The sequence below is a fragment of the Candidatus Pelagibacter sp. HIMB1611 genome, from assembly GCF_052047715.1.
Taxonomy (GTDB): Bacteria; Pseudomonadota; Alphaproteobacteria; order Pelagibacterales; family Pelagibacteraceae; genus Pelagibacter.
This window is the reverse complement of record NZ_JBNAJM010000001.1, coordinates 586271-610661: the sequence shown is the minus strand read 5'-3', so window position 1 is coordinate 610661 and position 24391 is coordinate 586271. Positions and strand designations below refer to the sequence as shown.

Sequence of the window (24391 nt, the reverse complement as noted above, 5' to 3'; positions counted from 1 at the left end):
TTATGTCATCAAAAAGAGCTATGCGACAAGCACAAAAACAAGCATTCGCTAAACATAGATCTAATATTTCAAATAGTAGATTTGATTTTAAAAAAAAAAATTTAGATAAACTTAAGGAAAATAAAAAAAAGAAAACCTAACTTTGGTTTGCAAATTTTTCTATTTTTTTACACGTAGAAATTTTTGAAATACCTTCGATATCGTTCATAACACTTTTAATAAATATCTCAGGCTTGTTCTTTTCAATTAATATTTGAGTATAAAATTGAGGATAACCATGTTTTAAAGTAAAAATTTTACCATCCTCTTCGTAAATATTTCTTACATAGGAGTTTGATTTTTTTACACTTAAATCAGTAATTCTATATTTTTGATAAGTTTTTTCTGCATAAACATAATTTCTAGTCATAATTAATTCATTAAGATTAAATATGTATTCATTTTTTAAATATTTATCTTCTTTATGATCACATTTACTTAAAATTATAATTTCTGAAAATGAATGATTTATAAATAAGAAAGAAAATAAAATGAGAGAAAAAAAAAATAATTTATTTTTTTTCATTTTTTTCAGCAAAAAATAATCCAATTAAAAAAAGTGCTGTCCACCCAATACCCAGTAATGCTTTAGGGCTAGTCTCAGCGCTCCACATATCTAAAACTAAAGCACCAAAGATTAGTCCTATAATATAAATTATAACTACAATTGTTGATTTACTCATTTTTAAGATTTTTTTTGAACAGAGATATGCCGTTATTTATTTTATGCTCATAAGACTCGTTAAAACTATCTAACTGCCAACCAGTTAATCTTTTTCTGATACTTTCTAAATTATTTTGTTTCCATTCATCTGTAGTTTCTTCTAGTTTCCACAGTTTTTTTTCATCATTATTTCTTCCACAACCATAACAATAACCTGTTGAAGGATCTGTTTTGCAAATACTAATACAAGGCGAAATAATCATATTATTTATATTTTTATATCCTTTTACACTATTATTCGGATTGGACAAATGAGTTCAATAATATATAAAGCACCTAATTTAACTGGGGCGATGGCGGAATTGGTAGACGCGCTGGTCTTAGGAACCAGTCGAGCAATCGGTGAAGGTTCGAGTCCTTTTCGCCCTACCATTAAATGATTATGAAAGTAACTGTAGAAAATAAAAAAGGTTTAAATAAAGATCTAAAAATTTTTATCGATAAAGAGACTATGAACTCTTATATGGATGAAAAATATGAAGAGATCAAAGGAACAGTAAATTTAAAAGGTTTTCGACCAGGAAAAGTACCAAAAGAAATTTTAAAAAGACAATTCGGCAAAGCTGTATTTGGTGAAGTATTAGACAAAGTTTTAAAAGACACATCTACAAAAGCGTTAGAAGAAAACAAAATTAAACCAGCAGGTCAGCCAAAATTAGATCTAAAGACATATGGTGAAGATAAAGAATTGGAATATGTCTTGTCAGTTACAGAATTACCTAAAGTAGAGATTAAATCATTAGAAAACATTAAATTTGATGAATACACTGTTAAAATTGATGATAGTGAGACAGATAAAAGAATAAAAGAAATTGCTAAGAACCAACCAAATTTCAAGGAAGGTGCAGCAGATACGAAAGCAAAAGAAGGTGATCTAGTTGCATTAGATTACAAAGCAACAATTGATGGAAAAGAATTTAAAGGAAGTGAAGGAAAAAATACACAGCTTACATTAGGTAAAGATTTATTTTTGAAAGGTTTTGATAAGCAGCTAATTGGTGTTAAAAAAGATGATGAAAAACTTGTTGAAGCAATACTCCCAGAGAATTATCCTGAAAAAGAATTAGTTAATAAAAAAGCTAAATTTAATTGTAAAATTTTATCAGTTAAACAACCACAAGAGGTGAAAATAGATGATGATTTTGCAAAAAATTTAGGAGCTAAAGATTTGAAAGATCTTAAAGCTTTAATTTCAAAACAAATAAATGACGAATATAAAAATTCTTTAGATCAACTTTCAAAAAATCAAATTTTAAAAGAAATTGAAAAAATTAAAGTTGAAGAAGTTCCAGGAAACTTAGTCGAGGAAGAAGTTAAAATTCTTTCACAAGGTATGTCTGAAGAGGAGGCTAAAAAAAATAAAAAATCTTTTGAAGAAAAAGCAAAAACAAGAATTAAAACTGGGTTAATCTTAAATGAATTTGGTGAAAAAAATCAAATCAAAGTTAGTGAACAAGAAATTCAAGCTGAAGTTCAAAAACAATTAAGAATGATGCCAGGACAAGAGAAAATGGTTATGGATTTTTATCAAAAAAATCCGTCTGCTTTAGCCAGTCTAAGAGGGACAGTTTATGAGGAGAAAATTTTAAATCTTATAAAAGAAAAAGGCAAACCAAATAAAAAAGAAATTTCAAAAGATGAGGCAGAAAAAATCTTAAAAGAAGCTCACAAACATGATCACGATCATGACCATGATCATTCACATGATCACGAACCAAAAAAAGAAACAAAAAAGAAACCTGCAGTAAAAGCTTCAGAGAAAAAAAAACCTTCTGCAAAAACAGCAAAAGCAAAACCAGCCGCTAAAAAAACAAAAAAAGTTAGCAAAAAGTAATCACAAGTTGTATAAGTAGAAAGAATCAACTTATGACAACAAAATTATCAGAACATATGAGCAATCTAGTGCCGATGGTTGTAGAGCAATCAAGCAAAGGTGAGAGAGCTTATGATATTTATTCAAGACTTCTAAAGGAAAGAATTATTTTTTTAACAGGTCAGATAAATGACAATATTGCATCCTTAGTAACAGCTCAGTTATTATTTTTAGAAGCTGAAGATCCTAAAAAAGAAATTTATTTATATATCAATAGTCCTGGTGGATTGGTTACAGCTGGTCTTGGGATTTACGATACAATGCAATATGTAAAACCTGATATATCAACTTTATGTATTGGCCAAGCTGCATCAATGGGATCATTTTTGTTGGCTGCAGGAACTAAGGGTAAAAGGTTTTCGTTACCCAACTCAAGAATAATGGTTCACCAACCTTCAGCAGGTTTTCAAGGACAAGCTACAGATATTGAAATACATGCAAATGAAGTCTTGTCATTAAAGAAAAGATTAAATGAAATTTACTCAAAACATACAGGTAAAACTGTTGATGAAATAAAATCTGCATTAGAGAGAGACAATTTCATGACCGCTGATTTCGCAAAATCATTTGGTCTTATTGACGAAGTAGTAGAAAAAAGATCATAATACACAATATATTGACAACTTACTAATCCAAACTTGATTAGTATGAGTCATCTATAATAAAGTAATGAAATTGATTCGTTTAAAAAATTATGAGTACAAATAATAAAAATATTCTTTACTGTTCTTTTTGTGGAAAGAGCCAACACGAGGTTAGAAAATTAATCGCAGGTCCAACTGTATTTATTTGTGATGAATGTGTTGAGCTTTGTATGGATATTATAAAAGAGGAAAGCAAAGATACTTTTGTTAAACACCAAGACGGTCTTCCTTCACCAAAAGAAATTTGCACAGTGCTAGATGATTATGTAATTGGCCAAGCACATGCCAAGAAAGTTTTGTCGGTAGCTGTACACAATCATTACAAAAGACTTAATTATGAAAATAAAACTAGTAAGAATGTAGAATTATCTAAATCCAACATTTTATTAGTTGGTCCTACTGGTTGTGGTAAAACTTTATTAGCACAAACTCTAGCTAGAATTTTAGATGTTCCATTTACAATGGCAGATGCAACAACATTGACTGAAGCAGGATATGTTGGTGAAGATGTTGAAAATATTATTTTAAAATTACTTCAAGCTTCAGATTATAATGTTGAAAAAGCACAACGTGGAATAGTGTATATCGACGAAGTTGATAAGATTAGTAGAAAATCTGAGAACCCATCCATTACAAGAGATGTATCTGGTGAAGGCGTTCAGCAAGCTTTATTAAAAATAATGGAAGGAACTGTTGCAAGTGTTCCACCTCAAGGAGGTAGAAAACATCCTCAACAAGAATTTTTACAAGTAGACACAACAAATATTCTTTTTATTTGTGGAGGTGCTTTTGCTGGATTAGACAAGATTATTTCTCAAAGAGATAAAGGTACTTCAATTGGTTTTGGAGCGGACGTAAAAAACACTCAAGATAAAAAAACAGGAGAGTGGATGAAGGGACTAGAGCCTGAGGATTTACTGAAATTTGGGTTAATACCAGAGTTTATTGGAAGATTACCAATGATAGCAACCCTTGAAGATTTAGACGAAAAATCATTGATAAAAATTTTACAAGAACCTAAAAACTCTTTAACTAAACAGTATCAAGAATTATTTAAGTTAGATGGAGCGAAGTTAACATTTAAAGAAAATGCTCTTAAAGAAATAGCCCAAAAAGCAATTAGCAAAAAAACAGGAGCAAGAGGATTGAGATCAATTTTAGAAAATATATTATTAAAAACTATGTATGATCTCCCAAGCCAAGATAACATTGAAGAAGTAATTGTTGATGCAGGAGCTGCAAAAGGTCAATCACAACCAATTTTAGTTCATTCTAAAGGCGAAAATAAATCCAAGTCTGGCAAAACATCAGCGGCTTAATACCCTTAATAAGTAACAAAAACCTATTGCAATATAATATATAATATCCATATTAAACCCATGGACGTTAAAATATCATTGCCGTTATTACCTTTAAGAGACATTGTAGTCTTCCCAAGCATGGTAATACCTCTGTTTGTCGGAAGAGATAAATCGATTTCTGCACTTAATGAGGTGATGAAAAAAGATAAGAAGATTATTCTTGTAACTCAAAAAAATTCAGAGATCGATGATCCTAAAAAAACAGACGTATTTATGTATGGCTGTGAAGGAAGCATTCTACAATTATTAAAGTTACCTGATGGAACTGTAAAAGTTTTAGTAGAAGGAATTAAAAGGGTTAAAATTTTAGATTTTAAAGATAATGAGAAGTTTATTACGTGTGACTATACATATTTCAATGATATTTTGCCAAAAGACGAAGATTTATTTCCTTTAGCAGCTACTGCTTTAAGAAGATTGGAAAAGTTAACTTCAATAAACAAGAAAATTTCGAACGAAACAATAAATACAATTAAGCAGTTAAAAGATCCTTCTCAAATAGCTGATAATATTGCTTCACATATCACAGCTACAATTTCAGAAAAACAACAAATATTTGAAACAGTTGATGTTAAGAAAAGATTAAACGCCATAATTAAAATTATGGAGAATGAAACAAGCATAATTGGTGTAGAGAAAAGAATTCGAGGACGAGTTAAAACTCAAATGGAGAAAACCCAGAGAGAATACTATTTAAATGAACAGCTTAAAGCTATTCAGAAAGAACTTGGAGAGATTGAAGACGGTAAAGATGAAACAACTAGTTTAAATAAAGCTATTACAAAAGCAAAAATGCCAAAAGAAGTTGAAAAGAAATGTCTACAAGAGCTTAAAAAATTAAAGAACATGAGCCCAATGTCAGCTGAAGCCACAGTGGTTAGAAACTACTTAGATTGGATGACAGAATTACCTTGGCACAAGAAAAGTGAAGTTGATATCGATTTAACTAAGGCATTAAATATTCTTGATAAAGATCATTTTGGACTAGAGAAAGTTAAAGAAAGAATAATAGAATTTTTAGCTGTTCAAAAAAGAATGGAAAAAATTAAAGGACCAATATTATGTTTAGTTGGTCCCCCTGGTGTTGGTAAAACATCTTTAGGTAAATCTATCGCAAAAGCAACTAACAGAGAATTTGTTAGAATGTCTGTAGGTGGGATGAGAGACGAAGCAGAAATAAGAGGGCATAGAAGAACTTATATCGGATCATTACCAGGTAAAATAATTCAAATGATGAAAAAAGCTGGAACAAAAAATCCTCTAATTTTATTAGATGAGATAGATAAAATTGGAAATGATTATAGAGGTGATCCATCTTCAGCGTTATTAGAAGCGTTAGACCCAGAACAAAATACAACTTTTAACGATCACTATTTAGAAGTTGATTATGATTTATCTGATGTAATGTTTGTAACAACAGCAAATACTTTAAATATTTTACCTCCTTTATTAGACAGAATGGAAGTAATAAGATTGGCTGGTTACACTGAAGATGAAAAAATTAGTATAGCTAATAAATATCTACTTCCTAAACAAATAAAAGATAATGGTGTTAAAGAAAAAGAAATGAAATTGGAAGACGACATCATAAAAGAAGTAATCAGAGGATACACAAAAGAGTCAGGAGTTAGAAATTTAGAAAGAGAAATTTCTAAACTTGCTAGAAAAGTTGTTAAGAAAATTGTAGCTGGTGAAGAAAAAGAAGTCCAAATTAATAATAAAAATTTATCTGATTTTCTTGGTGTAGCTAAATTTAAATTTGGAGAATTAGAATCTGAAAATAGAGTAGGTATTGTAACTGGACTTGCTTGGACTGAGTATGGTGGGGAAATTTTAAAAATTGAAACAGTAACTATGCCTGGTAAAGGAAGAATGCAGATTACTGGTAAGCTAGGTGATGTGATGCAAGAGTCTGTAAAAGCTGCAAAATCTTTTGTTAGATCAAAATGTTTAGAGTACGGAATTATTCCTCCTCTATTTGAGAAAAAAGATTTTCACATTCATGTACCAGAAGGAGCAACACCAAAAGATGGACCATCTGCTGGAATAGGAATGGTTACTTCAATTGTTTCATCGATTACAAATATTCCTGTAAGAAGAGATGTTGCGATGACTGGTGAGGTAACATTAACAGGTCAAGTGTTACCAATAGGAGGCCTTAAAGAAAAATTACTAGCTGCTCATAGAGCTGGAATTAAAGAAGTTTTGATTCCTAAAGAAAATGAAAAAGATTTAGTCGATATGCCTAAGAAAATTATAGATGATATTAAAATTACACCAGTCGAATATGCCGACCAAGTAATCAAAATTGCTTTAACCAAAGAACTAAAACCTACGGAATGGGTTGAGGTAGATTTGGCTAAAAAAGACGATAAATCTCAAGCTAGTATTCAATAATAATTAATTTACTTTATTTAAGTGTTGATGTAATAAGTAGCTCTGTTTTGGGGCGGTTAGCTCAGTTGGTAGAGCATCTCGTTTACACCGAGGGGGTCAAAGGTTCGAGTCCTTTACTGCCCACCAAACAAATTAAGTGGGGGTGTAGCTCAGTTGGTTAGAGCGATCGCCTGTCACGCGATAGGTCGAGGGTTCGAGTCCCTTCACTCCCGCCACTTTTTCCCAATAAACTGTCTGTTAATATTAATAAAATGTGACTTATCTTCCCTTCAACATCAGATAAAAACTGATATATAGATTTTCATGTTATCTGAATTTTTAAAAGATTACCTACCAATTATTCTATTTTTAGTTATCGCTCTTGGTTTAAGTGTTGCTTTTGTGGTGTTAAATTTTTTACTTTCTCCAAAAAAACCTGATCCAGAAAAATTATCTGCATATGAATGTGGTTTCGAACCGTTTCAAGACTCCAGAATGGAGTTTGATGTAAGATTTTATTTAGTTGCTATTCTATTTATCATATTTGATCTCGAAATTGCCTTTCTATTTCCATGGGCAATATCATTAGGGAACATTGGTTTATTAGGTTTTTCATCAATGATGATTTTTCTATTCATACTAACAGTTGGTTTTATTTATGAATGGAAAAAAGGTGCTTTAGATTGGGAATAAAATTAATTTAATGAACGATAAAATAGAACAAGTTCCTGAAGAATTTAAACAACTTGCTAAAGATTTTAGTAAAAATGGTTTTATAACTACATCGCTAGATAATTTAATTAATTGGTCTAGATCTGGCTCTTTGCATTGGATGACTTTTGGTCTTGCGTGCTGCGCAGTCGAAATGATGCAAACAGCAATGCCTAGATATGACTTGGAAAGGTTTGGAGCTGCTCCCCGTGGATCACCAAGACAATCAGATGTAATGATTGTTGCTGGAACGTTGACAAATAAAATGGCACCAGCTTTAAGAAAAGTTTATGATCAAATGCCAGAACCTAGATATGTAATTTCTATGGGTAGCTGTGCTAATGGTGGAGGTTATTATCATTATTCTTATTCAGTTGTAAGAGGGTGTGATCGTATAGTTCCAGTTGATGTTTATGTTCCTGGATGCCCTCCTTCAGCAGAGGCATTATTATATGGAATTTTACAATTACAAAAAAAAATTAGAAAAAAAGGATCTTTTACAAGATAGCCATGAATAGTTTAGAGGATCTAGAAAAAAAAATTAATTCTGAATTAACCACGAAAATTAATAATTCAGAAATAAAACATAATCAAATTTATCTAGAAACAGATAAAGATGATTTTTTAGATGTAATTTTATTCTTAAAAACTAATTTAGATACAAAATTTCGTCAGTTAATAGATATTACAGTTGTAGATTATCCTGAAAATAATCAAAGATTTCAAGTAGTTTACTTATTTTTAAGTCATGAATTTAATCAAAGACTAGTTCTAAAATACTCCATTTCTGAAAATGAAGTTATACCTTCTTTAACAAGTGTTTTTCCTGCCGCAAATTGGATGGAAAGAGAAGTTTTTGATATGTATGGTGTAAATTTCAAAGATCATCCCGATTTAAGAAGAATACTTACAGATTATGGCTTTGAAGGACATCCTTTAAGAAAAGATTTTCCTTTAACTGGTCATTCCGAAGTTAGATATAGCGAAGATCAAAAAAAAGTTATTAGCGAACCAGTTAAACTAGAGCAAAATTATAGAAATTTTGATTACGAGAGTCCTTGGGAAGGAACAAAATACATTAAAGAAGAAATTGAAAATAATGACAAAAAAAATTAAAAATTTAAATCTAAATTTTGGTCCTCAACATCCAGCAGCTCACGGTGTATTAAGATTAATATTAGAATTAGACGGTGAGGTTGTTGAAAAAGCAGACCCACATATAGGTTTGCTTCACAGAGGCACTGAAAAATTAATTGAAAACAAAACATATATGCAGGCTGTTCCTTATTTTGACCGTTTGGATTACGTAGCTCCAATGAATCAAGAACATGCCTTTGCTCTTGCTGTAGAAAAAATTCTTAAAATAGATGTGCCGATCAGAGCTCAGTATATAAGGGTTATTTTTTGTGAAATAGGAAGAATATTAAGTCATATTCTTAACGTAACAACTCAAGCACTTGATGTTGGCGCTTTAACTCCATCACTTTGGGGTTTTGAAGAACGAGAAACATTAATGACATTTTACGAAAGAGCTTCTGGATCAAGATTACACGCCAACTACTTTAGAGCAGGAGGTGTTCACCAAGATTTACCCAAAGGTTTAGAGGAAGATATCTCAAACTTTTGCGATACATTTCCAAAAGTGATTAATGATTTGGAAAGTCTTTTAACAGACAATAGAATTTTCAAACAAAGAAATGTTGATATTGGAATTGTAAGTAAAGAGGATGCTTTAGATTATTCTTTTTCAGGAGTTATGATTAGAGGATCAGGGGTGCCTTGGGATTTAAGAAAGTCTCAACCTTATGATTGTTATGAAGATTTAGATTTTAAAATACCAGTTGGAAAAAATGGTGATTGTTACGATAGATATTTATGCAGAATTGAAGAGATGAAAGAGAGTGTTTCTATTATCAAACAGTGTTTATCTAAAATGGAAAAAGGACCAATTAAATCATTAGATGGCAAAATTAGCCCGCCATCAAAAAAAGATATTAAGCAATCAATGGAAGCGTTAATTCATCATTTTAAACTATTTACTGAGGGTTATAGAGTGCCTAAGGACGAGATTTACACAGCTGTTGAAGCACCTAAGGGAGAATTTGGAGTTTATTTAATTTCTGATGGTTCAAGCAAACCTTATAAATGCAAGATTAGAGCCCCAGGTTTTTCACATTTGCAATCAATGGATTATTTAATTAAAGGACACATGTTAGCAGATGTACCAGCTGTTCTAGGTTCATTAGATATTGTTTTTGGTGAGGTGGATAGATGAGTTTAAGAAAACCAGCAAAAGATCAACCAGAAAGTTTTGAATTTAATGCTTCTTCTTTAGAAGCAGCAAATAATATTGTTGCAAAATATCCAAAAGGAAAACAACAAAGTGCTGTGATGGCCTTGCTTTATATTGCTCAAAGACAAAATAATAATTGGATACCATTAGCTGCAATGAAGTATATCGCTAAGTTTTTAGACATGCCTTATATAAAAGTTTATGAGGTTGCCACTTTCTACACAATGTACAATCTATCACCAGTTGGAAAATATTTTGTTCAAGTATGTACTACAACACCTTGTATGATAAGAGGTGCAAATAAATTGGTTGAAGCTTGTAAGGAAAAAATTTCTGAAAATGAATGTGAGTTATCAAGCGATAAGAGTTGTTCATGGATGGAAGTTGAATGCTTAGGTGCATGCGTGACTGCTCCTATGATGCAAATAAATGATGATTATTACGAAGATCTTGATAAAGAAAAAACATCTGAGATTTTAGATAAAATTTTAAACGGAGAGACTCCAAAACCAGGTTCATACAGAGGAAGAATTAATAATGAGCCAGAGAATAATAGAAAAACACTAATGGATTTAAAAAATGCTTAAAGATCAAGATAGAATTTTTCAAAATTTATATAATGATAAAGGTTCTGATGTAGCAGCGTCACAATCAAGAGGTGATTGGGTAAACACTAAAGAAATTACTGAAAAAGGAAGAGATTGGATTATTAATGAAATTAAAGAGTCTCAACTTAGAGGTCGAGGTGGAGCAGGATTTCCTACTGGTTTAAAGTGGTCATTTGCACCCAAAGAAGTTGGATCCAGACCACATTATTTAGTTATTAATGGTGATGAGTCTGAACCAGGTACTTGTAAAGATAGAGATATTTTAAGATTTGAACCTCATAAACTAATAGAGGGTTGTCTAATAGCATCATACGCAGTTCAAGCACACGTTTGCTACATATATATTAGAGGAGAATATTTTGTTGATGGTCAAAAACTTCAAGCTGCAATTGATGAAGCTTATGAGAAAAAACTATTGGGAAAAAATGCAGCTGGAACTGGCTGGGATTTAGATATTTATATTCATTATGGAGCAGGAGCGTATATTTGTGGTGAAGAAACAGCATTACTTGAAAGTTTAGAGGGTAAAAAGGGTCAACCAAGACTAAAACCACCTTTCCCAGCTTTGATTGGTTTATATGGATGTCCAACTATAATTAATAATGTTGAAACGATTGCTGTGGTACCAACTATTTTACGAAGAGGAGCAAAATGGTTTGCTTCTTTAGGAAGAGAAAAAAATACAGGTACTAAAATTTTCTGTATTTCTGGAAATGTTAACAATCCTTGTAATGTAGAAGAGGAAATGAGCATTCCTTTAAAAGAATTAATAGAAGTTCACGCTGGTGGAGTGATTGGCGGATGGGATAATTTACAAGCTGTAATACCAGGTGGATCCTCTATGCCTCTAATTCCAAAAGACAGATGTGAAACATTAAAAATGGATTTTGATGCGTGTGTCGAAGAAAAAAGTGGATTAGGGACAGCAGGGATAGTAGTTATCAATAAAGATCAAGACATTATTAAATGTATGGCGAGAATTGCTAGATTTTACAAACATGAAAGTTGTGGACAATGTACACCTTGTAGAGAAGGTTCTGGATGGATGTGGAGAATGCTTGAACGTATGGCAAAAGGTGATGCAACTAAAGATGAAGTGGACATGTTAGGAGATGTAACAACCCAAATCGCTGGTCATACAATTTGTGCATTTGGAGAAGGTTCTTCATGGCCAGTTCAAGGTTTGTTAAGACATTTTAAGAAAGAAATTCAAGAAAGAAATAATTTGGACCCAATTGTTCAGAAAAAAAATAATATACCTTATTTGGTTGATCAACATTTATTAGATAAAAAAAATGCTTAAATTAAAAGTAAATGACATTGATGTAGAAGTTGAAGAAGGGCTAACAGTTCTTCAAGCCTGTGAAAAAGCAGGAGTTGAGATACCTAGATTTTGTTATCATGAAAAATTATCTATAGCTGGAAATTGCAGAATGTGTTTGGTTGAAATGGAAAAATCACCAAAACCTATTGCATCATGTGCAATGCCTGCTGCAGAGGGAATGAATATTAAAACAAATACAAGTTTAGTTGAAAAAGCTAGAAAAGGTGTAATGGAATTTTTACTAGCAAATCACCCTTTAGATTGTCCTGTATGTGACCAAGGTGGTGAGTGTGATCTTCAAGATCAATCAATGTTTTATGGGGTAGATAAATCAAGATTTAAAGAAAATAAAAGAGCAGTTCCAGAAAAAAATATGGGCCCATTAATCAAAACTCAAATGACAAGATGCATACATTGTACAAGATGTGTGCGATTTGCTACTGAAGTTGCAGGCGTTCCAGAACTTGGTGCTATAGGTAGAGGTGAGGATATGCAAATTACAACATATCTTGAGCAATCAATGCAATCAGAATTATCTGCCAATGTAGTTGATTTATGTCCTGTTGGAGCTTTGACATCAAAACCTTATATTTTTGAAGCGAGACCATGGGAGTTAAAAAAGACTGAAACAATTGATGTCATGGATGCAATAGGTTCAAACATTAGAGTTGATACATACGATTGGGAAGTAAAAAGAGTTCTTCCAATAATTAATGAAGATATTAACGAAGAATGGATTTCAGATAAAACTAGATATGCGTGTGATGGCTTACTTCATCAAAGATTAGATACCCCGTATATTAAATACAATGGTAAATTTGAGAAAGCTTCGTGGCAAGAAGTTTATAAAATAATAAAATCTAAATTAGAAAATACATCAAAAGAAAAAGTATCTGGTTTTGTTGGAGATTTAACAAACATGGAAACTGCGTACATTTTTAAAGAATTTTTTGACCGAACACTTGAAACTGATAATTATGAATCAAGATCAGATAATAGATATATTAATATTTCAAAAAGAGAAAATTATTTGTTTAATTCCTCAATTAACGGAATTGAAGATGCTGATTTAATTTTATTGTTAGGCGCCAATCCTAGGTATGAAGCCACAATTTTAAATGCAAGAATTAGAAAATCTTATCTAAATAATAGTACGAGAATTGTATCATTAAATGATTGTGGAGATCTAACTTATCCTTATGAAAGCTTAGATGAACAAACTAAAACAATAAAAGAAATTATAGATGACACACATAAACTTTCAAAAGAAATAGAAAGTGCAAAAAAACCAATGATAATTATTGGTGAGTCTTTATTAAGATTAGAAAATGCACAATATTTATTTGATAATTTAAAAGATTTTTTGAATAAAAAAAACAAGTTCTCAGAAGAGTGGAATCCTTTGAATGTTTTATCATGTGATGCAGCAACTGTAGGAAATTTTGATTTAGGGGTTTTAAATAATAAAACAAATTTAATAGAAGATTTAAAATCAAATAAATTTGAAATAGTGTTTTTAATAGGTCAAGATAATTTAAATTTTGTTAAAAAAAATGAATTTGTTATTTATCAAGGGAGCCATGGTGACAAAGGGGCAGAGTGTGCAGATATAATTTTACCTGGCTCAGCTTATACAGAACAAGACGGTTATTATACAAATTTAGAGGGAAAAATTCAAAAAGCATTTAAGGCTTCTTATCCACCTGGAGATGCAAAAGAAGATTGGCAGATAATAAATGAACTAGCTGAATTCATGAATAATAGAAAATTGTTTAACGATAAAGAAGAGCTAGATAGCAGCATGTTAAATTATTTAAAATTGCAAAGTGAAAAACAAACTGAACAAAATAATAACAAATCAAATTCTGATTTTAATAATGAAAATTTAAAAATTGAAATTAAAGATTATTATTTTTCTAATGTTGTTGCTAAATCATCAAAAACAATGATCGAGTGCAATAATGCAAAAATGAATTTAAAATCAACAGGCACAGAAGGTTAAGATGGAATATTTAAATATAGTCTTTCAAGAGGTATACAAAATTTTATTTTTGTTAGTTCCAGTTTTGGTTTCTGTAGCTATGATTGTTTGGCTAGATAGACGAGTTTGGGCTTTTGTCCAAAAAAGACAAGGACCTAATGTAGTTGGACCATTTGGATTACTTCAATCATTAGCTGATGCGTTGAAATATATTTTTAAAGAAATAATCATCCCATCAAGCTCAAACAAAGTAATCTTCATATTAGCACCTATCGTTACTATGACATTAGCCTTGATAGCTTGGGCTGTTATACCATTTAGTGCAACACAGGTCTTAGCTGATATTAATGTCGGTATACTTTATCTATTTGCTGTTTCATCGTTAGGTGTTTATGGAATAATTATGGGAGGATGGGCTTCAAACTCTAAATATCCTTTCCTAGGTGCAATTAGATCTGCGGCTCAAATGGTATCATATGAAGTTTCTATTGGAGTTATTATCATCAATGTATTGTTGTGCGTAGGCTCATTGAATTTGAATGACATCGTAATTGCTCAACAAAATCTATGGTTTGTAATTCCGTTATTTCCAATGTTTGTAATATTTTTTATCTCTGCTTTAGCTGAAACTAATAGACCACCTTTCGATTTACCTGAAGCTGAAGCAGAATTAGTTGCTGGATATCAGACAGAATATTCAGGAATGATGTATGCAATGTTTTGGTTAGGTGAGTATGCAAACATCTTATTGATGTGTGCTATGGGAGCTATATTATTCTTAGGTGGTTGGTTATCTCCAATAGATATTTATCCATTTACTTTAATTCCAGGTGCAATTTGGTTAATTTTAAAAATTTTACTTTTATTTTTCTTATTTGCTTTAGTAAAAGCAATTGTACCAAGATATAGATATGACCAATTAATGAGATTAGGTTGGAAAGTATTTCTTCCTTTGTCATTAACTTGGGTTGTTTTAACAGCGAGTTATTTATTTTACTTTAACCTTTTACCAACAAACTAATTATGAATTTATCTAGATTTTTTAAAACTATTTTTATGGTTGATTTTGTAGGCGGTTTGTTCATTGCAATAAAAGAATTGTTTAAACCAAAAAAAACAATCAATTATCCTTTTGAAAAAGGAAAAATTAGCCCAAGATTTAGAGGTGAGCACGCTTTAAGAAGATATCCAAATGGAGAAGAAAGATGTATTGCATGCAAACTTTGTGAAGCTGTATGTCCTGCCCAAGCAATTACAATTGAATCTGCTCAGAGAGAAGATGGCAGTAGAAAAACTACTCGTTATGACATTGATATGATGAAATGCATTTATTGTGGTCTATGTGAAGAGGCTTGTCCTGTTGATGCTATAGTGCAAGGTCCAAATTTTGAATTTTCGACAGAGACAAGAGAAGAATTATATTACACAAAAGAAAAACTATTAGATAATGGTGATAGATGGGAGAATATTCTAGACGCTAATATAAAAGCAGATAGTTCACATAGATAAATGATTGCTCACGCTATTTTCTTCTACACTTTTTCTATAATTGCAGTTGTTTCTGCAATAATGGTTACAGTATCTAAAAATACTGTCCATTCAGTATTTTTTTTAATATTAGATTTTATCAGTATTTCTTGTCTATTTATTATGATTGGTGCTGAGTTCTTAGGTATGATAATGTTAATTGTTTACGTTGGAGCTGTAGCAGTTTTATTTCTTTTTGTTGTAATGATGCTAAATGTTGCTCAACAAAAAAATCAATGGTTTGCGTCTGCTGCTAGCTCAAAACATATTCCTGTTGGACTAATTATTAGCACAATCATTTTCTTTGAATTAATTATTGTAATTGGTGGATGGAAGTATAAACCAGAGATTTTTGATGTTAACAATTCATTAAAAGTTTCAGACTTAAGCAACACACACTCACTAGGTCAAGTATTATACACTGATTACATACATATATTTCAAATCAGTGGTATGATTTTGTTAGTTGCGATGGTTGGAGCAATCGTTCTGACTTTTAGACAAAGATCAAACGTTAAAAGACAAAGTTATATAAAACAAATTTCTCGTGAAAGAGCAGAAGGAGTAAGTGTTCTAGAAGTTGCTTCTAACAAAGGAGTTAAAATAGATGACTGAGATAGGTTTAGGGCACTATTTAACTTTAGGTGCTGTGATTTTTTCAATTGGAGTTATTGGAATTTTTCTTAATAGAAAAAATATTATTGTTATATTAATGAGTATTGAGTTGATTTTATTAGCTGTAAATATCAACTTAGTTGCTTTTTCAATCTTTCTTGGAGATTTAGCTGGTCAAGTATTTACCTTATTTATTTTAACTGTAGCAGCTGCAGAAGCTGCGATTGGTTTAGCTATAATCGTTGTTTACTACAGAAACTCTGGAACTATCAGAGTTGAAGAAATTGATGAGTTGAAAGGATAATAATGGAACTTTCAATTTTATTTCTTCCATTAATAGCATCAATTATTTCAGGCTTTTTTGGACGTTACATTGGTGATAGAAATTCTGAAATAGTAACTAGTGCATTAGTTTCTATATCTGCAATTTTATCAATAATTGTATTGTATCAAGTAATTGTTAATCAATATGAGGAAAATATTGTTATAGCAACTTGGATTAATTCAGGTTCACTTGATGTTAATTGGTCAATGTTAATTGATCCTCTATCAGCTGTGATGTTGGTTGTAGTTACTTCTGTATCAGCATTAGTCCATATTTATTCTATCGGATACATGTCTCACGATCCACATAAACCAAGATTTATGGCCTACCTATCATTATTTACATTTGCAATGTTAATGCTTGTAACATCAGATAATTTTATTCAACTATTTTTTGGTTGGGAGGGAGTTGGTCTTTGTTCTTACTTCCTAATTGGTTTTTGGTTTAAAAAAGAAAGTGCTAATGCAGCTGCAATCAAAGCATTTGTAGTTAATAGAGTAGGTGACTTTGGTTTTGCGTTAGGTATTTTTTTAGTTTTTTATTTATTTGGAACTGTAAATTATGATGAAGTTTTCCAACAAATTCCAACAGTTGTAGATAAAGATTTATCCTTCTTAGGTTTTGAGGTTAAAGCGATAGATTTGGTTTGCTTATTGTTATTTATCGGAGCTATGGGTAAATCAGCTCAAATCTTACTTCATACATGGTTACCTGATGCGATGGAGGGACCAACACCAGTTTCTGCTTTAATTCATGCTGCAACAATGGTTACTGCAGGCGTATTTTTAGTTGTTAGATGTTCACCTATATATGAATTTTCTCCAGTAATTTTAAACTTGATTACTGTAGTTGGAATGACAACAGCTTTTTTTGCTGCAACGGTAGCATTGGTTCAAACAGATATTAAAAAAATAATTGCTTATTCAACTTGCAGTCAGTTAGGTTACATGTTTTTCGCAGCTGGTGTAGGAGCTTACAATGTTGCTATGTTTCATTTATTTACGCATGCTTTTTTTAAAGCTTTATTATTTTTAGGATCAGGATCAGTAATTCATGCTTTTAAAGATGAGCAAAATATTAATAACATGGGAGGTGTATGTAGAAAATTACCTTACACTTATGCTTTAATGATTATTGGAACTCTTGCTTTAACAGGTTTTCCTTTTTTATCAGGCTTTTATTCAAAAGATGCAATTATTGAATTTGCATATTTGAAAGGAAATACAACAGGTTATTATGCAGCTGGAATTGGAATAGTTACTGCGTTTTTAACGTCAGTTTATTCGTGGAGACTAATATTCAAAACATTTCATGGCGAATATAATAATAAAGAGATTAAAATTGAGGAAACGCACGAGTCACCTTTGGTAATGCTTGTTCCGTTATTTGTGCTTTCTATTGGTGCAATTTTTGCAGGCATGTTATTTAAAGATTTGTTCATTGGACACGGTGGTGAAAATTACTTTTGGTCAGAATCAATCAAATTTTTAGAACCTCTAAGCACAGATCATCCACCAACATGGTTTTTACTTTTAACACCTAGTTTAGTTATCCTATCAATACCTATTGCTTATTACTTATTTGTTAAGAACAAAGAGTTGCCAAATGAAATAGCTTCAATTAATAAACCTTTATACAATTTCCTTGTCAATAAATGGTACTTTGATGAGTTGTATGAGGTTATTTTTATTAAATCATCGAAAAAACTAGGGACATTTTTATGGAAAGTTTGTGATGGAACTATAATAGATGGATTTGGTCCTGATGGAATTTCTTCTTTTATAAAAAAATGTTCAATTAAAGCAAATAAATTTCAAAGTGGTTTTATCTATCAATATGCTTTTGTAATGTTGTTAGGTTTTTCTGCTTTATTAACCTTTTTGATAGTTAAATAATGAGCTTTCCAATTTTATCATCTTTAATCTTGTTACCAACTATAGGATCTCTTTTTCTATTTTTTACAAAAGATAAAGATGGAAATAATTCAACAGCTAAATATGTAGCTTTATTTACAAGTATAGTTAATTTTTTAATTTCTATTTATTTATGGATATCTTTTGACCAAAGCATATCTGATTTTCAATTTGTTGAAGACAGAACATGGATTGAGGGATTTATTAATTATAAAGTTGGTGTCGATGGAATTTCTATATTATTTATAATCTTAACAACCTTCATAACTCCACTTTGTATTATTTCAGTTAACAATTCAGTAAAAAATAGATTACGAGATTTTTTAATTGCAATTTTAATCATGGAAAGTTTCATGATTGGTGTGTTTTGTGCACTTGATTTAGTTGTTTTTTATTTATTTTTTGAGGCTGGATTAATTCCAATGTTTTTAATTATTGGTATTTGGGGTGGTCCAAAACGTGTTTATTCAGCATTTAAATTTTTTCTATATACTTTACTTGGATCAGTCTTGATGTTGGTTGCGATCATCTCAATATACTGGATATCAGGCACAACAGATGTAGTTAAACTTTATGAAATTGGAATTGATGCTAAATACCAAAATTTATTATGGTTAGCTTTCTTTAGTTCTTTTGCAGTAAAAACACCTATGTGGCCTGTTCACACTTGGTTACCAGATGCTCATGTTGAAGCTCCTACAGCTGGTTCAGTTTTATTAGCTGCTATACTATTAAAAATGGCAGGATATGGTTTTATTAGGTTTTCACTTGGATTATTTCCAGTAGCTTCGGAAGTATTCACACCTCTTATTTATACTTTGAGTGTTATAGCAATAATTTTTACATCCTTTATCGCTTTAATGCAGGAAGATATGAAAAAGTTAATAGCATATTCGTCTGTTGCACATATGGGTTTTGTAACTTTAGGTATTTTTACTCTTCAACAACAAGGTATAGAGGGAAGTATAATCCAGATGATTAGTCATGGATTAGTATCCGCAGCTCTATTTTTATGTGTTGGCGTTGTTTATGACCGTATGCATTCAAGGATGATAAATTCTTATGGTGGTATAGTTGCCATAATACCAAAGTATTCGATTTTATTTATGTTGTTTACATTAGCTGCTTTAGGATTACCCGGAACAAGTGGATTTGTTGGTGAATTTTTAATTTTAATGGGTGCTTTTAAGGACAATTTTTTAGTAGCCGTGTTAGCAAGTTTAGGAGTGATTTTAGGGGCCGCTTATATGCTTTGGTTGTACAAAAGAGTTGTTTTTGGAAAATTAGTTAATGAAGATTTAAAACAAATGTTAGATTTAAATAAATCAGAATATTTAATTTTAACATGCTTAGCTATTCCAACCTTATTTTTTGGTTTTTATCCAGATCCTCTGATTAATACAATAGAGGTTTCAGTTTCAGATTTAATAAATATGCATAACATTAATTTAGCGAGCAAATAATATGGAAAATTTAAATTTAATTTTACCTGAAATTTTTATCTCATTATCAATAATGTTTTTACTTGTATTAGGGGTGTTTAAAAAAAATAGTTCTGGCATTACTTTTAACTTGTCTTTATTTGTATTTTTAATTGCTGCTATAATAGCTATTAACGAAACTTTCTCTGTACATAGAGAAACTTTGTTTAATGGTAGTGTCGTAATAGATAAAATGTCTTCATTTATGAAGATAATAACATTGCTAGGTGGTTTTCTAGTATTAGTTATTTCTTCTAGTTATTTAAAAATTTTTAAAATTTTTAATATTGAATATCCAGTTTTAATTTTGAGTTCTGTACTAGGAATGATGGTAATGATTAGTTCTAATGATCTAATTGTATTTTATATGGGTCTAGAGTTACAATCATTAGCCTTATATGTTTTAGCAACTTATAACAGAGATCAACTAAAATCATCTGAAGCAGGTTTAAAATATTTTGTATTAAGTGCATTATCATCAGGATTATTACTTTATGGATGTTCACTAATTTATGGTTTTTCAGGATCTACAAACTTTGATGTGATTTCCACACAACTTAATTCAAATGAGTATGTACTGACTTTTGGTATAGTTTTTATTTTAGTAGGTTTAGCATTCAAAATTTCAGCAGTGCCATTCCATATGTGGGCACCAGACGTATACGAAGGATCTCCAACTACAGTAACTTTATTTTTTACAATGGTACCAAAAATTGCTGCGTTAACTGTATTTATTAGATTTTTATATGTACCATTTTTAAATCTAATCGATCAATGGCAAATGATAATTGTATTTTTATCTATTGCCTCAATGCTATTTGGTGCAATTGCTGCAATTGGACAAACAAATATTAAAAGACTAGTTGCTTATAGCTCTATTGGACACATAGGCTACACATTGGCTGGTCTTGCCACTGCTTCTAATGAAGGAATTCAAAGTTCAATAATTTATATTTCAATTTATGTTGTAATGAATTTGGCCCTTTTTTCTTGTTTGTTAATGCTTAGAAGAAATAATCAATATTACGAAGATATTGATGACTTATCTGGTTTATCGAAAAATCATCCATTATTATCACTTTCTTTACTTGTAATATTGTTTTCATTGGCAGGGATACCACCATTAGCAGGATTTTTTGCTAAGTTTTATGTTTTCAAAGCAGTTTTAGAACAATCAATGTATTTTTTAGCTATTGTTGGATTGTTATCTACAGTTGTTGCAGCTTTCTATTACTTAAGAATAATCAAGATTATGTACTTTGATAAAGAAAAAGATAAATATGATACGGATCATAGTTTATGGTTAAAATTTTCATTAACTTTTTCTACAATATTAATTCTTTTATACTTCATATTTCCAAGCCAATTAATTGAGGTAGTATCAAGAATTAATATTATTTAATGAAATTTAAGAAATTTAACTTTAAAATAATAAAAAGTACCAACGATACAGCTGCAAGAATAATAAAAAAAACTAACTTTAAATTTGGTATGGTTGTTGCTGAAAAACAATTTAGTGGTCGAGGTCAGTACGGAAGAAAATGGATTTCATATAAAGGTAATTTATTTGCCTCTTTTTTTCATCCATTTGATGAAAATAAATTCTCAATTGAAACAGTTACAAAGTTAAATTGTAAATTAGTTAAACAAACACTCTCTAAATATATAAAAAATAAAATTGACTATAAAAAACCAAACGATTTATTAATTAATAAGAAAAAAATTAGTGGGATTTTACAAGAAATTATAACGAAATCAGATAAAAAATTTTTAATTACAGGAATAGGGATTAATGTAATAAAAAATCCAGATATTAAAAATTATCCAGCTACAAATTTATATAGAATAACAGGAAAAAAAATTAATAAATCTGAATTAGAAAAAAATTTGAAACTAGTTTTTGAAAATAGAATATCAAAAATGTATAAAATAAATTAATTAATATGTATATTTTAGGTGACATAGGAAATACTGACACTAAAATTTTTTTAGTTTCCAAAAGAAATAAAATTTTAAAAAGAATTACTTTTATTTCAAAAAAAATAAGTAATAAGCAATTAAAAATTTTATTTAAAAAAAATAAAATTCAAATAAATGAAATTGAAAAAATATTGTTTTGTAGTGTTGTCCCAAACACTTTTAAAATTATAAAAAACTACTTTTCTAAAATCACTAAAGTTAAATGCAATGAAGTAAAAAATTTGAATTTAAAATCAATGATTAAAATTAAAGTTGATTACAAGCAGGTAGGTTCTGATAGAATTACAAATGCCATAAGCTTATTGGATAACAAAAATAATTATATAATTTTAGATTTTGGTACTGCTACAACATTTGATGTTTTAATAAAAAATACGTATATGGGAGGAATCATAGCTCCTGGTATTAAGTTGTCTCTTAATACTTTGTCAGACAGAGCTACTTTGATCCCAAAAATTGAGCTTAAACGTATGAAAAAGGTAATAGGCAGCAACACACTTTCTGCTGTTAGATCAGGTTTTTTTTGGGGTTATTCTGGTTTAATTGACAATATGATTAATTTAATTATGAAAGAGACAAGAAAATCCTTTAAAGTTGTATTGACAGGTGGATTTTCTGATTTATTTACAAGTTCAATAAAATCGAAAGTTAAACATAACCAAGATATTACAATTAAAGGTCTAATAAAAATTTCTGAGCAAATAAAATAATATGAAAGATGAATTGTTATTTTGTCCACTAGGTGGATCTGGAGAGATTGGTATGAACATGAATTTGTTTGGTTACGGTCAACCAAGCGATCATAAATGGATAATGGTAGACATTGGTGTAACTTTTGCTGATGATACTATACCAGGTGTTGATTTAATTTATCCTGATCCTGGATTTATTGTTGAAAGAAAAGATAACTTGTTGGGTATAGTTTTAACTCATGCACATGAGGATCACATTGGAGCAATCGCACATTTATGGCCAAAATTAAAATGTAAAATATTTGCTACTCCATTTACAGCAGTTTTGATTAGAGAGAAGTTTCGAGAAAAACAAATAGATATTACTAATGATTTACAAATTGTTGAATTAAATGGAACTGTTTCATTAGACCCATTTGAAATTGAATATATAACTTTAACTCATTCAATTTTAGAACCCAATGGCCTGAGAATAAAAACTCCTGCTGGTGTAATTTTACACACTGGAGATTGGAAAGTAGATCCCAATCCACTTATTGGTGACAATATAAATGACAAGAGATTAAAAGAAATTGGTGATGAAGGAGTATTAGCAATGATCTGTGACTCTACAAATGTTTTTAGTGCCGGTAAGTCTGGATCTGAACTTGATGTAAGAAAAAATATGTTAAATGTAATGTCGAGATTGAAAAAGAGAATTATCATCACTTCATTTGCATCTAATGTAGCAAGAATGGAGACAGCATTTTATTGTGCTGAGCAAACAGGAAGACAAATTTCACTAGTTGGAAGATCGATGCATCGTATTTATAAAGCTGCACGTCAATGTGGATATTTAAAAAATACAATTGAACCAATTGACCCTCGTGAAGCTAAAAATTTCTCAAGAGAAAAAATAGTTTATCTTTGTACAGGTAGCCAAGGAGAACCAATGGGAGCCATGATGAGAATTTCTAGTTATGTACACCCTGATGTTTTTATTGAAAACGGTGATGCTGTAATATTTTCATCAAAAATTATACCTGGAAATGAAAAAAAACTTTATAAATTGCACAACCAACTTGTTAAAGATGGTATAGAAGTGATATCTGAAGAAACTGAATTTGTTCATGTTTCTGGTCATCCAAATAGAGAAGATTTAAAAGAAATGTATCAATGGGTTAAACCTAAATGCGTAATACCTGTGCATGGTGAACATAGGCACATGATAGAACACATAAATTTTGCAAAAGAAATGCAAGTTCCATATCCTGTACAAGTAGAAAACGGTGATATAGTTAAGTTATATCCTGGTAATCAGCCTGAAGTTTACGACAAAGCTCCAAGTGGTCGATTATATTTAGATGGCAATGTAAGTGTTGATCCAGATTCACAGTCAATAAAAGATAGAAAAAATTTGAGTGCTAATGGATATCTTGAAATAACTTTAATGATAACACCTAAAGGAAATATTCACAACAATCCTGTGCTTTCTTTTCGTGGGTTGCCAGTAGATGATAGAGAAGAATTTGTTTATGGACTAGAAGAAGAAATAGAAAAAACTTCTAGGACATTTAAAATTGGAAGCAAGCAACAAGAGCATAATTTAATTGATGCATTGAAAATTGCCTGTAGAAAATTTTCAAAGGAAAGAACGGGAAAAAAACCATTTACTAATATTAACTTAGTTAGAATTTAATGAGTGTAACTGGTTTAGCAATTATCTATGTAATTATATGGTGGATTGTTTTCTTTGCTATACTTCCTATTGATGTAAACAGAGCAAAAATAGTAAAAATTGATGGTGAAGATCCAGGATCACCTGAAAACCCAAAAATGTTGAAAAAATTCTTGTATTGCACTGGTATAACAACTGTAATTTTTATTATTATTTATTTACTAATAAAATTTGAATATTTAAATTTAAGAAATATGATTAGTTAAG

26 protein-coding genes and 3 tRNA genes are annotated in these 24391 nt (G+C 30.3%); 26 read left to right on the top strand and 3 right to left on the bottom strand.

From position 1 onward, the window contains the following. Positions 1–2 precede the first annotated feature (2 nt). Positions 3–140 carry a hypothetical protein gene (locus ACTTAS_RS03430; protein ID WP_179850441.1) on the top strand — a complete coding sequence of 46 codons (138 nt, stop codon included), beginning with the start codon at positions 3–5 and terminating at the stop codon, positions 138–140. Here ACTTAS_RS03430 and ACTTAS_RS03425 read toward each other — a convergent pair. The 3 genes from ACTTAS_RS03425 to ACTTAS_RS03415 are packed head-to-tail and all read right to left on the bottom strand — an operon-like array spanning position 137 to position 966. Next, positions 137–565 (bottom strand): hypothetical protein, encoded by a 429-nt coding sequence (locus tag ACTTAS_RS03425; protein ID WP_440648715.1) that lies wholly within the window; start codon positions 563–565, stop codon positions 137–139. The genes ACTTAS_RS03430 and ACTTAS_RS03425 overlap by 4 nt on opposite strands. Further along, on the bottom strand, positions 552–722 hold the full coding sequence (locus ACTTAS_RS03420) for a hypothetical protein (protein WP_179850442.1): 171 nt from the start codon (positions 720–722) through the stop codon (positions 552–554). The genes ACTTAS_RS03425 and ACTTAS_RS03420 overlap by 14 nt, the downstream gene beginning before the upstream one ends. After that, positions 715–966 carry a DUF1289 domain-containing protein gene (locus ACTTAS_RS03415; RefSeq protein ID WP_075506630.1) on the bottom strand — a complete coding sequence of 84 codons (252 nt, stop codon included), beginning with the start codon at positions 964–966 and terminating at the stop codon, positions 715–717. The genes ACTTAS_RS03420 and ACTTAS_RS03415 overlap by 8 nt, the downstream gene beginning before the upstream one ends. Before the next feature lie 84 nt (positions 967–1050). Here ACTTAS_RS03415 and ACTTAS_RS03410 point away from each other — a divergent pair. The 25 genes from ACTTAS_RS03410 (at position 1051) to ACTTAS_RS03290 (ending at position 24390) form a co-directional block, all read left to right on the top strand. After that, a tRNA-Leu gene (locus ACTTAS_RS03410) sits at positions 1051–1135 on the top strand. A 10-nt stretch (positions 1136–1145) separates the two neighbouring features. Then, entirely contained in the window at positions 1146–2597 is a 1452-nt protein-coding gene (gene tig, locus ACTTAS_RS03405; protein ID WP_440678335.1) for a trigger factor, read from the top strand. Positions 2598–2629: 32 nt separating this feature from the next. Then, the gene (gene clpP / locus ACTTAS_RS03400; RefSeq protein WP_440678334.1) at positions 2630–3241 is read left to right on the top strand and encodes an ATP-dependent Clp endopeptidase proteolytic subunit ClpP; all 612 of its coding nucleotides are present in this window, start codon (positions 2630–2632) and stop codon (positions 3239–3241) included. 89 nt (positions 3242–3330) lie between these two features. Next, a complete protein-coding gene (clpX, locus tag ACTTAS_RS03395) occupies positions 3331–4599 on the top strand; it encodes an ATP-dependent Clp protease ATP-binding subunit ClpX (protein ID WP_075506632.1) in 1269 nt (422 codons plus the stop codon). A gap of 60 nt (positions 4600–4659) precedes the next feature. Further along, positions 4660–7038, top strand: coding sequence for an endopeptidase La (lon, locus tag ACTTAS_RS03390; RefSeq protein WP_075506633.1), 2379 nt, complete (start codon positions 4660–4662; stop codon positions 7036–7038). A gap of 50 nt (positions 7039–7088) precedes the next feature. Further along, a tRNA-Val gene (locus ACTTAS_RS03385) sits at positions 7089–7164 on the top strand. 12 nt (positions 7165–7176) lie between these two features. Next, positions 7177–7253: transfer RNA gene (locus ACTTAS_RS03380), tRNA-Asp, on the top strand. A gap of 88 nt (positions 7254–7341) precedes the next feature. Further along, positions 7342–7710, top strand: coding sequence for an NADH-quinone oxidoreductase subunit A (locus ACTTAS_RS03375; RefSeq protein WP_075506634.1), 369 nt, complete (start codon positions 7342–7344; stop codon positions 7708–7710). Positions 7711–7720: 10 nt separating this feature from the next. Beyond that, positions 7721–8236 carry a NuoB/complex I 20 kDa subunit family protein gene (locus ACTTAS_RS03370; protein ID WP_440678333.1) on the top strand — a complete coding sequence of 172 codons (516 nt, stop codon included), beginning with the start codon at positions 7721–7723 and terminating at the stop codon, positions 8234–8236. Positions 8237–8238: 2 nt separating this feature from the next. After that, positions 8239–8844, top strand: coding sequence for an NADH-quinone oxidoreductase subunit C (locus ACTTAS_RS03365; protein WP_075506636.1), 606 nt, complete (start codon positions 8239–8241; stop codon positions 8842–8844). Next, on the top strand, positions 8828–10003 hold the full coding sequence (locus ACTTAS_RS03360; protein WP_218836792.1) for an NADH-quinone oxidoreductase subunit D: 1176 nt from the start codon (positions 8828–8830) through the stop codon (positions 10001–10003). The genes ACTTAS_RS03365 and ACTTAS_RS03360 overlap by 17 nt, the downstream gene beginning before the upstream one ends. Then, positions 10000–10608 carry an NADH-quinone oxidoreductase subunit NuoE gene (gene nuoE, locus ACTTAS_RS03355; protein ID WP_440678332.1) on the top strand — a complete coding sequence of 203 codons (609 nt, stop codon included), beginning with the start codon at positions 10000–10002 and terminating at the stop codon, positions 10606–10608. The genes ACTTAS_RS03360 and nuoE overlap by 4 nt, the downstream gene beginning before the upstream one ends. Continuing rightward, on the top strand, positions 10601–11932 hold the full coding sequence (gene nuoF, locus ACTTAS_RS03350) for an NADH-quinone oxidoreductase subunit NuoF (RefSeq protein ID WP_075506639.1): 1332 nt from the start codon (positions 10601–10603) through the stop codon (positions 11930–11932). Before nuoE ends, nuoF begins: the two co-directional genes overlap by 8 nt. Beyond that, positions 11925–13955 (top strand): NADH-quinone oxidoreductase subunit NuoG, encoded by a 2031-nt coding sequence (gene nuoG / locus ACTTAS_RS03345; protein ID WP_440678331.1) that lies wholly within the window; start codon positions 11925–11927, stop codon positions 13953–13955. Before nuoF ends, nuoG begins: the two co-directional genes overlap by 8 nt. A gap of 1 nt (position 13956) precedes the next feature. After that, positions 13957–14955 (top strand): NADH-quinone oxidoreductase subunit NuoH, encoded by a 999-nt coding sequence (gene nuoH, locus ACTTAS_RS03340; RefSeq protein WP_440678330.1) that lies wholly within the window; start codon positions 13957–13959, stop codon positions 14953–14955. 2 nt (positions 14956–14957) lie between these two features. Further along, positions 14958–15443: an NADH-quinone oxidoreductase subunit NuoI gene (gene nuoI / locus ACTTAS_RS03335; RefSeq protein ID WP_075506642.1), complete on the top strand. Its 486-nt coding sequence runs from the start codon at positions 14958–14960 to the stop codon at positions 15441–15443. Beyond that, positions 15444–16076 carry an NADH-quinone oxidoreductase subunit J gene (locus ACTTAS_RS03330; RefSeq protein ID WP_440678329.1) on the top strand — a complete coding sequence of 211 codons (633 nt, stop codon included), beginning with the start codon at positions 15444–15446 and terminating at the stop codon, positions 16074–16076. Beyond that, on the top strand, positions 16069–16380 hold the full coding sequence (gene nuoK, locus ACTTAS_RS03325) for an NADH-quinone oxidoreductase subunit NuoK (RefSeq protein WP_075506644.1): 312 nt from the start codon (positions 16069–16071) through the stop codon (positions 16378–16380). The genes ACTTAS_RS03330 and nuoK overlap by 8 nt, the downstream gene beginning before the upstream one ends. Before the next feature lie 2 nt (positions 16381–16382). Beyond that, the gene (nuoL, locus tag ACTTAS_RS03320) at positions 16383–18296 is read left to right on the top strand and encodes an NADH-quinone oxidoreductase subunit L (RefSeq protein ID WP_440678328.1); all 1914 of its coding nucleotides are present in this window, start codon (positions 16383–16385) and stop codon (positions 18294–18296) included. Next, positions 18296–19777, top strand: coding sequence for an NADH-quinone oxidoreductase subunit M (locus ACTTAS_RS03315; RefSeq protein WP_440678327.1), 1482 nt, complete (start codon positions 18296–18298; stop codon positions 19775–19777). The genes nuoL and ACTTAS_RS03315 overlap by 1 nt, the downstream gene beginning before the upstream one ends. A gap of 1 nt (position 19778) precedes the next feature. Next, entirely contained in the window at positions 19779–21197 is a 1419-nt protein-coding gene (nuoN, locus tag ACTTAS_RS03310) for an NADH-quinone oxidoreductase subunit NuoN (RefSeq protein ID WP_440678326.1), read from the top strand. Then, on the top strand, positions 21197–21733 hold the full coding sequence (locus tag ACTTAS_RS03305) for a biotin--[acetyl-CoA-carboxylase] ligase (RefSeq protein ID WP_440678325.1): 537 nt from the start codon (positions 21197–21199) through the stop codon (positions 21731–21733). The genes nuoN and ACTTAS_RS03305 overlap by 1 nt, the downstream gene beginning before the upstream one ends. A gap of 5 nt (positions 21734–21738) precedes the next feature. After that, positions 21739–22485, top strand: coding sequence for a type III pantothenate kinase (locus tag ACTTAS_RS03300; protein WP_440678324.1), 747 nt, complete (start codon positions 21739–21741; stop codon positions 22483–22485). Position 22486: 1 nt separating this feature from the next. Continuing rightward, positions 22487–24145, top strand: a complete 1659-nt coding sequence (locus ACTTAS_RS03295; protein ID WP_440678323.1) for a ribonuclease J — start codon at positions 22487–22489, stop codon at positions 24143–24145. Beyond that, positions 24145–24390 carry a DUF1467 family protein gene (locus tag ACTTAS_RS03290; protein ID WP_440678322.1) on the top strand — a complete coding sequence of 82 codons (246 nt, stop codon included), beginning with the start codon at positions 24145–24147 and terminating at the stop codon, positions 24388–24390. Before ACTTAS_RS03295 ends, ACTTAS_RS03290 begins: the two co-directional genes overlap by 1 nt. Position 24391 lies beyond the last annotated feature (1 nt).

What these genes read in the sequence shown, in the direction of transcription:
- ACTTAS_RS03430 (WP_179850441.1), top strand. Translation starts at nt 3, where the DNA reads ATGTCATCAAAAAGAGCTATGCGACAAGCACAAAAACAAGCATTCGCT.
- ACTTAS_RS03425 (WP_440648715.1), bottom strand. Translation starts at nt 565, where the DNA reads ATGAAAAAAAATAAATTATTTTTTTTTTCTCTCATTTTATTTTCTTTC.
- ACTTAS_RS03420 (WP_179850442.1), bottom strand. Translation starts at nt 722, where the DNA reads ATGAGTAAATCAACAATTGTAGTTATAATTTATATTATAGGACTAATC.
- ACTTAS_RS03415 (WP_075506630.1), bottom strand. Translation starts at nt 966, where the DNA reads ATGATTATTTCGCCTTGTATTAGTATTTGCAAAACAGATCCTTCAACA.
- tig (WP_440678335.1), top strand. Translation starts at nt 1,146, where the DNA reads ATGAAAGTAACTGTAGAAAATAAAAAAGGTTTAAATAAAGATCTAAAA.
- clpP (WP_440678334.1), top strand. Translation starts at nt 2,630, where the DNA reads ATGACAACAAAATTATCAGAACATATGAGCAATCTAGTGCCGATGGTT.
- clpX (WP_075506632.1), top strand. Translation starts at nt 3,331, where the DNA reads ATGAGTACAAATAATAAAAATATTCTTTACTGTTCTTTTTGTGGAAAG.
- lon (WP_075506633.1), top strand. Translation starts at nt 4,660, where the DNA reads ATGGACGTTAAAATATCATTGCCGTTATTACCTTTAAGAGACATTGTA.
- ACTTAS_RS03375 (WP_075506634.1), top strand. Translation starts at nt 7,342, where the DNA reads ATGTTATCTGAATTTTTAAAAGATTACCTACCAATTATTCTATTTTTA.
- ACTTAS_RS03370 (WP_440678333.1), top strand. Translation starts at nt 7,721, where the DNA reads ATGAACGATAAAATAGAACAAGTTCCTGAAGAATTTAAACAACTTGCT.
- ACTTAS_RS03365 (WP_075506636.1), top strand. Translation starts at nt 8,239, where the DNA reads ATGAATAGTTTAGAGGATCTAGAAAAAAAAATTAATTCTGAATTAACC.
- ACTTAS_RS03360 (WP_218836792.1), top strand. Translation starts at nt 8,828, where the DNA reads ATGACAAAAAAAATTAAAAATTTAAATCTAAATTTTGGTCCTCAACAT.
- nuoE (WP_440678332.1), top strand. Translation starts at nt 10,000, where the DNA reads ATGAGTTTAAGAAAACCAGCAAAAGATCAACCAGAAAGTTTTGAATTT.
- nuoF (WP_075506639.1), top strand. Translation starts at nt 10,601, where the DNA reads ATGCTTAAAGATCAAGATAGAATTTTTCAAAATTTATATAATGATAAA.
- nuoG (WP_440678331.1), top strand. Translation starts at nt 11,925, where the DNA reads ATGCTTAAATTAAAAGTAAATGACATTGATGTAGAAGTTGAAGAAGGG.
- nuoH (WP_440678330.1), top strand. Translation starts at nt 13,957, where the DNA reads ATGGAATATTTAAATATAGTCTTTCAAGAGGTATACAAAATTTTATTT.
- nuoI (WP_075506642.1), top strand. Translation starts at nt 14,958, where the DNA reads ATGAATTTATCTAGATTTTTTAAAACTATTTTTATGGTTGATTTTGTA.
- ACTTAS_RS03330 (WP_440678329.1), top strand. Translation starts at nt 15,444, where the DNA reads ATGATTGCTCACGCTATTTTCTTCTACACTTTTTCTATAATTGCAGTT.
- nuoK (WP_075506644.1), top strand. Translation starts at nt 16,069, where the DNA reads ATGACTGAGATAGGTTTAGGGCACTATTTAACTTTAGGTGCTGTGATT.
- nuoL (WP_440678328.1), top strand. Translation starts at nt 16,383, where the DNA reads ATGGAACTTTCAATTTTATTTCTTCCATTAATAGCATCAATTATTTCA.
- ACTTAS_RS03315 (WP_440678327.1), top strand. Translation starts at nt 18,296, where the DNA reads ATGAGCTTTCCAATTTTATCATCTTTAATCTTGTTACCAACTATAGGA.
- nuoN (WP_440678326.1), top strand. Translation starts at nt 19,779, where the DNA reads ATGGAAAATTTAAATTTAATTTTACCTGAAATTTTTATCTCATTATCA.
- ACTTAS_RS03305 (WP_440678325.1), top strand. Translation starts at nt 21,197, where the DNA reads ATGAAATTTAAGAAATTTAACTTTAAAATAATAAAAAGTACCAACGAT.
- ACTTAS_RS03300 (WP_440678324.1), top strand. Translation starts at nt 21,739, where the DNA reads ATGTATATTTTAGGTGACATAGGAAATACTGACACTAAAATTTTTTTA.
- ACTTAS_RS03295 (WP_440678323.1), top strand. Translation starts at nt 22,487, where the DNA reads ATGAAAGATGAATTGTTATTTTGTCCACTAGGTGGATCTGGAGAGATT.
- ACTTAS_RS03290 (WP_440678322.1), top strand. Translation starts at nt 24,145, where the DNA reads ATGAGTGTAACTGGTTTAGCAATTATCTATGTAATTATATGGTGGATT.